Here is a 9074-nt window from a genome sequence, read left to right as displayed (position 1 = left end):
GTTCCAAACACTATCAGGGTTTTCCGGTCTCTCTGACCACCGTCCCGCGGACATGCGGAAGATGATCCCGAGATAGGATCTGACAAGTTGGATGCCGCCGGGCGGGCACGCTGGTGAGCGTCACTCGTCCCCGGCAGGAGTACGACTCTACAGCGCTCCGCCGAGTGGGTGCAAATCCGTTGGAAGGGTGGTCTAGACCACCAACGGGAGCTGTCGTAAGCTCTCGCCCGGAACCGGTACTTACCGTGACATACCCTGCTGCACAGCGCGCCGTCCGGGACAAGCAGTGACGGCTCATCGACTCTCCACCCCTGGGAGGCTTCCCATGACCACCGTGACGTCACCGCTCGCCGGACGCGCCATCGGACTCGCTGCCGTGCCGGACCCGGTCTTCTCCGGCGCCATGGTCGGCCCCGGCACGGCGATCGACCCCGTGCGTGAGCCGTCCGAGGCGGTCTCTCCCGTGGACGGAGTCATCGTCTCGCTGCACCCGCACGCCTTCGTCGTCGTCGACGAGCAGGGCCACGGCGTGCTCACCCACCTCGGCATCGACACCGTTCAGCTCAACGGCGAGGGCTTCGAGCTGCTCGTGAACAAAGGCGACACGGTGACGCGCGGCCAGGCCGTGGTGCGCTGGAACCCCGCCGCCGTCGAGGCGGCCGGCAAGTCCCCCGTCTGCCCGGTCGTGGCCCTGGAGGCCACCGCCGAGTCGCTCACCGATCTACGCGACAGCGGCGAGCTGAAGACCGGCGACAGTCTCTTCTCCTGGAAGTGACTCCCCGCCGTTCCGCATACGGCGACCAGAACAACCACCACAGCGGCCCAGCCGCCGCACTAATGGAGACGGGTCAGATGGAGACAACGCTGCGAGGCGTCGGAGTGAGCCACGGGGTGGCCATCGGCGAGGTTCGGCACATGGGCACGGCGGTGCTGGAGCCGCCCGCCAAGCAGATACCGGCGGACGAGGCGGAGCGCGAACAGGGGCGCGCCCGTCAGGCCGTGGAGGCTGTGGCGGCCGACCTGACCGCGCGCGGCAATCTCGCGGGCGGCGAGGCCCAGGCGGTGCTCGAGGCGCAGGCCCTGATGGCACAGGACCCCGAGCTGATCGCGGACGTGGACCGGCGCATCGCCGTGGGCAGCACCGCGGAGCGCGCGGTCTACGACGCCTTCGCCGCGTACCGGGACCTGCTGGCCGGCGCCGGTGAGTACCTCGCGGGCCGGGTGGCCGACCTGGACGACGTGCGCAACCGCATCGTGGCGCGCCTGCTCGGCGTGCCCATGCCGGGTGTGCCGGACAGCGACGAGCCCTACGTCCTGGTCGCCCGGGACCTCGCTCCCGCCGACACGGCGCTGCTGGACCCGACGCTCGTCCTCGGCTTCGTCACCGAGGAGGGCGGACCGACGAGCCACAGCGCCATCCTGGCGCGGGCGCTCGGCGTGCCGGCCGTCGTGGCTCTGCCCGGCGCCGGTGAACTGGCCGAGGGCACGGTGATCGCGGTGGACGGCAGCAGCGGCGAGATCTTCGTGAACCCCAGCGCCGAGAAGAAGGCGCAGCTGGAGGCCGCGGCCGCCGAGCGCAAGGCCGCGCTGGCCGCCTCGACGGGTCCGGGCGCCACCTCCGACGGGCACAAGGTGCCGCTGCTCGCCAACATCGGCGGTCCCGCCGACGTGGCGGCGGCGGTCGAGGCCGGCGCCGAGGGTGTGGGGCTGTTCCGGACCGAGTTCCTCTTCCTGGACGACGACAAGAAGGCGCCGTCGGAGGAGAAGCAGGTCGAGGCGTACCGGCAGGTGCTGGAGGCCTTCCCCGAGGGCCGGGTGGTCGTGCGGGTGCTGGACGCGGGTGCGGACAAACCGCTTCAGTTCCTGACCCCGGCCGACGAACCGAACCCCGCCCTCGGTGTGCGCGGTCTGCGGACGCTGCTGGACCACCCGGAGGTGCTGCGCACGCAGCTGACGGCGCTCGCGAAGGCCGCCGAGGGGCTGCCGGTGCACCTGGAGGTCATGGCTCCGATGGTGGCGGACCGGGCGGACGCCAAGGCGTTCGCGGACGCCTGCCGTGCGGCGGGGCTGCGGGCGAAGTTCGGTGCGATGGTCGAGATCCCCTCGGCGGCGCTGCGGGCGCGCTCGGTGCTTCAGGAGGTCGAGTTCCTGTCGCTGGGAACCAATGACCTGGCGCAGTACACCTTCGCGGCCGACCGGCAGGTGGGTGCGGTGTCCCGGCTGCAGGACCCGTGGCAGCCCGCGCTGCTCGACCTGGTCGCGATGGCCGCCGACGCGGCCCAGGCCGAGGGCAAGAGCTGTGGTGTCTGCGGCGAGGCCGCCTCCGACCCGCTGCTCGCGTGTGTGCTGACCGGTCTGGGTGTCACCTCCCTGTCCATGGGTGCGGCGTCGCTTCCCTACGTGCGGGCGACGCTGGCGAAGTACACACTCGCGCAGTGCGAGCGCGCCGCTGCGGCGGCGCGGGCCGCGGACAGCGCCGAAGAGGCGCGGCAGGCGGCTCAGGCGGTGCTGTCGGGCGAGTGATCCGGCCGCCGGCCGTTCTCCGGCCGGCCCGGGAGGGGCGCTTCACCTGCGGGTGGGGCGCCCCTCCTTGTGTTCCGGTGCCGGTACGGCTGTTCCCGTGCCGGCACTCGACGGTTCTCAGTGGCGGTGCGGGGATGTCGTCGGTCCTTCGTCGCCGAGGTCGGGCGGCACGCAGTAGTCGACGCCGGATTCCGGGGCGACGAGGTCGCCGGATTCGATGTCGGTGCAGTAGGCGTCGAAGACCTCGCCGGCGGTGAGGGGGTGCAGGCCGTCGCCGCGCAGGCGCCAGCCGTAGATCCGGTCGGGGACGCCCGGGGCGATGGTGCGCATGACGAGTCCGCCGGGGCTGCGGGTGGCGATGCCGAGGGCGAGGACCGTGGTGAATTCGAGGGCCTCGGCCTCGTCCAGGCTGACGGCGCCGTCGTCCTCGTCGTCCGCGTGGAGGACGGCGGTGAGGGTTTCCGGTGCGGTCGAGGTGGTGCAGACCAGGTGCCGCTCGCCGGGCGGCGCGGTGTCGAGGATGCGGGCGACCAGTTCCGCGGCCCGAGCGAAGGCGGCGCGGCCGATGTCCTCGCCGCAGGAGGTGCAGGGGCCCAGCCGGGACAGCAGGGTGGAGGCGTACTCCCAGGTGGCCTGGCGGACGGCTTCGCCCACGAGGTCGGGGACGATCTCGGCGAGGGGCCTGCCGTCGTAGGGAAGGTTCGGTCCGGCGGCTGCCAGTTCGGCGGTGTAGCGGGTGCGGCTCGCGGGGGCGTCGGGGTCGAGGCCGGCGTCCGCGCAGTACGCGGCGTATTCCTCGGGGTCGAAGAGGGCGACGGTGGTGTGGCCGCCCTCCGCGGCCCTGGTTTTGAGGAGTTCTTCGACCTGTTGCAGGTAGGTGGTGTGGTCGTCGAAGGTGAAGCTGCGGTAGCGCCGCATGGCGCTGAAGTCCTGTTCGTCGGCGAGCAGGCCGATGGTGCCGGCGATCTCCCGGCGCAGGACGCGCCGCAGGGTGTGGTGGTCGGTGTGCGCCATGTTCTTCCCCCGTGTTCGTTGTTCGTCGTCCCCTGTACGCAGGGATCGATCAATGCTCACTCACAGTAATCGAGGGCACTGACAACGCGGGGTGCGAGAGCCGGAGGGTGACGGACGGCGCAGGTCAGAGGCGGGGGTGGCGCTGGCCAACGTGGCCGCGGGCGGCCCCGGTGCTCGCCGAGTGTGACGGTGAGGGCCGGGACCGCCGGGCTGTCCAGGTCGCGTCAGGCGCGCTTGCGGGCCAGGTCCTCGTAGAAGCGCAGCAGGTCGAGGTCGTCGATGGAGCCGGGGTTGACGGCCTTCTCCAGTGGGGTGCCCTGGAGAAGGCGCTTGACCGGGACCTCGATGCGCTTGCCGGTCAGGGTGTGCGGGATGCCCGGCACCGCGATGATCTCGTCGGGGACATGGCGGGGCGAGAGCTGTTCGCGGATGGTGCGCTTGACGCGGTCCAGGAGGGCGTCGTCGAGCACGGCGCCGGGGGCGAGGTGGACGAAGAGCGGCATCCAGTAGCCGCCGTCGGGCTGTTCGACGCCGATGACGAGGGATTCCTTGATCTCGGGCAGCCGTTCGACCGCCTCGTAGATGTCGGCGGACCCCATGCGGACGCCCTGGCGGTTCAGGGTGGAGTCGGAGCGGCCGTGGATGATCACGGAGCCGCGTGAGGTGAGGGTGATCCAGTCGCCGTGCCGCCAGACGCCGGGGTACATGGCGAAGTAGCTGTCGTGGTAGCGGCTGCCGTCGGGGTCGTTCCAGAAGTGGATCGGCATGGACGGCATGGGGTTGACGACCACCAGCTCGCCGACCTCGTCGGTCAGCGGTGCGCCGCTCGGGTCCCAGGACTGGAGGTCGGTGCCGAGGCAGGGGGCCTGAAGTTCGCCGATGTACACGGGGAGGGTCGGCACGGCGCCGGCGAAGCAGGAGCAGACGTCGGTGCCGCCGCTGACGGAGGCGATCCACACGTCGTCGCCGACCTCGTCGTGCAGCCAGCGGAAGCCGTCGGGCGGGAGCGGGGAGCCCGTGGTGGCGACGCAGCGGACCGAGGAGAGGTCGAAGTCGCGGGCGGGGTGCACCTCCGCCTTGCGGCAGGCCATGACGTACGCGGCGGAGGTGCCGAAGAGGGTGGCTCCGGTGCGTTCGGCGACCCGCCACTGGGCGCCGGTGTCGGGGTGGCCCGGGCTGCCGTCGTAGAGGACGATCGTCGTGCCGGTCAGCAGGCCGGAGACGAGGAAGTTCCACATCATCCAGCCGGTCGACGTGTACCAGAAGAAGCGGTCTCGCGGGCCGAGGTCGCAGTGCAGGCCGAGCTGCTTGAGGTGCTCGACCAGGATGCCGCCCTGGGACTGCACGATCGCCTTGGGCAGGCCGGTGGTGCCGGAGGAGTACAGGACCCACAGCGGGTGGTCGAACGGCACCTGCTCGAAGACGGGCGCCACGTCGGCGGAGGTCAGGGCGGACCACTCCAGGGCGCCCTCGGGGGCCGGGGTGCCGAGCAGCGGGATGTGGACGACGGCCCGCAGGGTGGGCAGCTCGCGGCGCAGTTCGGCGACGACGTCGCGGCGGTCGTGCTCCTTGCCGCCGTAGCGGTAGCCGTCGACGGTGAACAGGACGACCGGTTCGACCTGCTGGAACCGGTCCAGGACGCTGCGGGCGCCGAAGTCGGGGGCGCAGGAGGTCCAGACGCCGCCCACCGCGGCCGTGGCGAGGAGGGCGACGACGGCCTGGGGGACGTTCGGCAGATAGCCGCTGACGCGGTCGCCGGGGCGTACGCCGAGGGCGCGCAGTTCGGCGGCGAGGGAGCCCACCTGGCGGCGCAGTTCGGCCCAGGACACGGGGCGGGGCTCGTGGGTCTCGTCGAGGTGGAGGAGGGCGGGCTCGTCCGGGCGGGCGTCGGCGGCGCGCAGCGCGTGCTCGGCGTAGTTCAGCCGTGCGCCGGGGAACCACTCGGCGCCGGGCATCGAGCGGTCGCCCAGTACGCGCGCGTAGGGGGTGGAGAACCGTACGTCGAACCACTCCGTGACGGCTTTCCAGAAGGTGTCCAGCTGTTCGACGGACCAGCGGTGGAGGGCCGGGTAGCCGCCCTCGGCGGGCGCTCCGTGGTGCTCGGCCGCCCAGGCCTGGAACTCGGTGATCTGTGCGTCGGCGGTCCGCTGCGGGTCGGGCTGCCAGAGCGGCTGGGGGTTCACGGTCGACATGGGCGGCTCCCGGACTGTGCGCGTCGTGTGCGTCGGTCCGCGCACGTGCTGGGGTGTGCGCGTGACGCGGCTGACACGGACGATGCCATGTGATCGACTTGCGCACCAGGGCTCGCCTCACACCGTGCGTGCCGTGAAGATGTCGTCCGAGCCTGGGTGAACGGCAGTTGAACGACGCCCTCACGGCGATCGGTCGATGGCAGGGTGAGCGGCATGGAAGCTCGTGACCTGGTGCGTTCGGTGAAGGCGGTCGGTTCGGCGGGGGCGGTCCGGACGGTCCGCACCGTACGGGCCGCCTGGCGCAGACGGCGCGCCGACGCCAGGGGTCTGCCGCCGCGCGGGGCCGAGCGCGCGCGGGTGCCCGGTGCGGTGGTGGACGCGGAGCCGCGGCCCGGGGGCGGTGTTCTGCGTTTCGGCCGGTCGCAGCTGCGGGTCCGGGTCGCCGTCAACGGCGCCGTCTTCTGGGGCTGGGACGGGGCGGGCCCCGAGCCGTCGTACGCGCTCGCGGGGCGCTGTCCGGAGCCTGATCCGCGGGCGGTGCTGGAGCCGGACAAGGACGGCGGCTGGCGGGTGGTGGCGGAGCGGGTCACGGTCACCGTCTCGCGGTACGGCGCGATCCAGGTGTGCACGCCCGGCGGGGTGCCGCTGCGGCGGGATCTGCCGCCGCGCTGGTGGGAGCCGGTGGGCGGCGGCGCCGCGCGCTGGACGCAGCGCTCGGAGGTGGCGGCCGACGCCCGGTTCTTCGGTCTGGGCGGGCGGGCGTCGGGGCCGCGGCTGCGCGACGGGGTGCACCGGCTGTGGAACACCGATCCCGGTCGCCCGTTCGGCCCCGGCGACGATCCGCTGTACATCACGATGCCGGTCCAGTTGGTCGTCGCCGACGCGGGCACGCATCTGGTGTTCCACGACAACTCCTTCGACGGCACGGTCACGCTGCGGGAGGGCGTGGAGGGCGCCGGCTCGGGCCATGACCGGGCGGGGACGAGCGAGCTGAGGATGGCCGGCGGCCCGCTCCGCTGCTGGGTGGTCGTCGGCACTCCCGCGCGCGTGGCGCAGGTCTGGGCCTCGCTCACCGGGGCGGCGGCGGTGCCGCCCGCGTGGGCGCTCGGCCATCAGCACGCCCGCTGGGGTTTCGGCGACGAGCAGGAGGTGCGGCGGATCGTCGCGGGCTATCACGAGCGTGGGCTGCCCCTGGACGCGGTGCATCTGGACATCGACCACTACGACGCGCACCAGGTGTTCACGGTCGATCAGGACCGTTTCCCGAAACTGCCGGTGCTGGCCGAGGAGCTGCGCCGGGACGGGATCCGGCTGGTGTCGATCGTCGATCCCGCGGTGCGGGCCGCGCCCGGGAACGCCGTGTTCGAGGCGGGCACGGCCGAGGACGCCTTCGTGCGGGACGCCTCTGGGAGCGTCGTGCGGGGCGTGGGGTGGCCCGGGGAGGTGGTCTTCCCGGACTTCACGCACGCGCGCGTGCGGGAGTGGTGGGGCGGGCTCTACGAGGAGCGGATCGCACAGGGGTTCGCGGGTTTCTGGCACGCCATGAACGAGCCGACCTCCTTCGCCGCCTTCGGCGAGACGACGCTGCCCCGCTCGGCCCGGCACGCGCTGGAGGGCCGGGGCGGCGACCATCGCGAGGCGCACAACGTGTACGCGCTGTGCATGGCGCGCGCCGGGTACGAGGGGGTGCGCGAACGGGCGCCCGAGGAGCGGCCGTTCGTCTTCTCCCGCTCGGGCTGGGCCGGCATGCAGCGGTACGGCGGCACCTGGTCGGGGGACGTGGCCACCGGCTGGCCGGGGCTGCGGGCGTCGCTGTCGCTGGTGCTGGGTCTCGGTCTGTGCGGGGTGCCGTACTCGGGTCCGGACGTCGGCGGGTTCGACGGGTGTCCTTCGCCGGAGCTGTATCTGCGCTGGTTCCAGCTGGCGTCGTACCTGCCGCTGTTCCGGACCCACGCGAGTGTGCGGGCGGGTCGCCGGGAGCCGTGGGAGTTCGGGGCGGAGGTACTGGGGCACGCGCGCGTGGCGCTCGTCGAGCGCCGCCGTCTGCTGCCGTACTTCGTGACGCTGGCGCAGCTGGCCCGGCGCACGGGGGCGCCCTATGTGCGTCCGGTGTGGTGGGGCACCCCGGAGGACCGTGCGCTGCGCGACTGCGAGGACGCCTTCCTGCTCGGCGACGCCCTGCTGGTGGCTCCGGTGCTCGAGGCGGGGGCGGAGCGGCGCGGGGTGCGGCTGCCGCGGGGCCGCTGGTACGACACGGCGACGGGGCGGGCGTACGAGGGGCCGGGGCAGGTGGTGGTGGACGCTCCGCTCGCGCGGATACCCGTGTTCGCGCGCGCGGGGGCGGTGATCCCCGTGCGGGGCGACCATGGCGGGATGGAGCTGGAGGTGTGGGCGCCGGCTCCGGGGCGTGCCGGGGGCGGGCTGGTGGTGCCGGACCCCGGAGACGGCTGGGCGGAGGCGCAGGTCGAGCGCTACACGGTGCGGCTGAAGGACGGGCGCGTGGTGGTGGAGGGTGAGCGGGAGGGCGGTGCGCAGGCGCCCTCCCGTCCGGTGCGCGTGCGGGGGCTGGGCGAGGGCCGGGGTCAGATGTAGCGGCCCTCGAACCAGGCGCGTGCGGCGATGGTGTGCAGCGGGAAGGCCAGCTCCTCGGGCCTGCGCAGCAGGTGCCAGCCCTCCGTCTCGTCCGTCGCGGCGGACTGCGGCAGGGTGTCGGCCGGGCGTTCGGGGAGCAGGCCGAAGAGCAGCAGGTGGCCGTCGGGCGCGCTCATGGCGTCGATGAGCCGTACGTCGCGGGCGGCCGCGTCGATCCCGGTCTCCTCCTTGAGTTCGCGGACCACGGCGTGCCGCCAGTCCTCCCGGTCGTCGATGTAGCCGCCCGGCAGTGCGGTGCCTCCGCGCGCGGGAGCGATGGTGCGGGTGATCACGACCAGGGCGGTGCCCTTGGTGTCGTACACGGGCTGGAGGGCCACGGCGACCGGCAGCGGGTTGCGGTAGGTCGCCGTCCCGCAGGACGGGCAGGTGCGGGGCCAGCCGGTGACGCCCGGTGCGTAGGGCGCTCCGCAGCTCGAACAGTGGGAGCCCGGTGCGGAGTTGGCGGTCAGGTGCTGATTCTCGGACACGCGCGGACTGTATCCGATGAGACGACAAGCGTCTTGTCGCGGCCGGCCCGGGGTCCGCCGTCGCCGGGAGACGGGTCCCGGCGGCGGACGCGGACACTGGCGGGGTGGACGGGTTGACGCTGTCGGTGTCCGGCGGAACACTGACCGTGACGGACGGCGGAGTCCTGCGTTCTCCGCGCCGTCCCGGCGCGTGGCCGCCCGCGCCCGCCGCGTGCGAGCCCTGTTC

6 protein-coding genes are annotated in these 9074 nt (G+C 73.1%); 3 read left to right on the top strand and 3 right to left on the bottom strand.

Annotated features, from left to right (window positions below; translation table 11 throughout):
* Positions 1 to 325: 325 nt before the first annotated feature.
* Positions 326 to 775, top strand: coding sequence for a PTS sugar transporter subunit IIA (locus tag K7787_RS19975; RefSeq protein ID WP_009187520.1), 450 nt, complete (start codon positions 326 to 328; stop codon positions 773 to 775).
* A gap of 77 nt (positions 776 to 852) precedes the next feature.
* Entirely contained in the window at positions 853 to 2523 is a 1671-nt protein-coding gene (gene ptsP / locus K7787_RS19970) for a phosphoenolpyruvate--protein phosphotransferase (protein ID WP_223002414.1), read from the top strand.
* A 117-nt stretch (positions 2524 to 2640) separates the two neighbouring features.
* Here ptsP and K7787_RS19965 read toward each other — a convergent pair whose 3' ends face one another.
* Both K7787_RS19965 and K7787_RS19960 read right to left on the bottom strand, forming a co-directional pair.
* The gene (locus K7787_RS19965) at positions 2641 to 3537 is read right to left on the bottom strand and encodes a DUF8829 domain-containing protein (protein ID WP_223002413.1); all 897 of its coding nucleotides are present in this window, start codon (positions 3535 to 3537) and stop codon (positions 2641 to 2643) included.
* A gap of 224 nt (positions 3538 to 3761) precedes the next feature.
* On the bottom strand, positions 3762 to 5729 hold the full coding sequence (locus K7787_RS19960) for an acetoacetate--CoA ligase (RefSeq protein WP_223002412.1): 1968 nt from the start codon (positions 5727 to 5729) through the stop codon (positions 3762 to 3764).
* Positions 5730 to 5942: 213 nt separating this feature from the next.
* On the opposite strand from K7787_RS19960, the gene K7787_RS19955 reads away from it, so the two are divergent.
* Positions 5943 to 8321 (top strand): glycoside hydrolase family 31 protein, encoded by a 2379-nt coding sequence (locus tag K7787_RS19955; RefSeq protein WP_223002411.1) that lies wholly within the window; start codon positions 5943 to 5945, stop codon positions 8319 to 8321.
* Here K7787_RS19955 and K7787_RS19950 read toward each other — a convergent pair.
* Positions 8312 to 8848, bottom strand: coding sequence for an NUDIX domain-containing protein (locus K7787_RS19950; protein ID WP_223002410.1), 537 nt, complete (start codon positions 8846 to 8848; stop codon positions 8312 to 8314). The two genes, K7787_RS19955 and K7787_RS19950, sit on opposite strands and share 10 nt — an antisense overlap.
* Positions 8849 to 9074: the final 226 nt, after the last annotated feature.

The sequence above is a fragment of the Streptomyces sennicomposti genome (assembly GCF_019890635.1).
GTDB lineage: Bacteria > Actinomycetota > Actinomycetes > Streptomycetales > Streptomycetaceae > Streptomyces > Streptomyces sennicomposti.
This window is presented reverse-complemented; position numbering and strand designations above follow the sequence as displayed.

Coding starts and splice junctions, on each gene's coding strand:
- K7787_RS19975 (WP_009187520.1), top strand. CDS start 326: ATGACCACCGTGACGTCACCGCTCGCCGGACGCGCCATCGGACTCGCT.
- ptsP (WP_223002414.1), top strand. CDS start 853: ATGGAGACAACGCTGCGAGGCGTCGGAGTGAGCCACGGGGTGGCCATC.
- K7787_RS19965 (WP_223002413.1), bottom strand. CDS start 3,537: ATGGCGCACACCGACCACCACACCCTGCGGCGCGTCCTGCGCCGGGAG.
- K7787_RS19960 (WP_223002412.1), bottom strand. CDS start 5,729: ATGTCGACCGTGAACCCCCAGCCGCTCTGGCAGCCCGACCCGCAGCGG.
- K7787_RS19955 (WP_223002411.1), top strand. CDS start 5,943: ATGGAAGCTCGTGACCTGGTGCGTTCGGTGAAGGCGGTCGGTTCGGCG.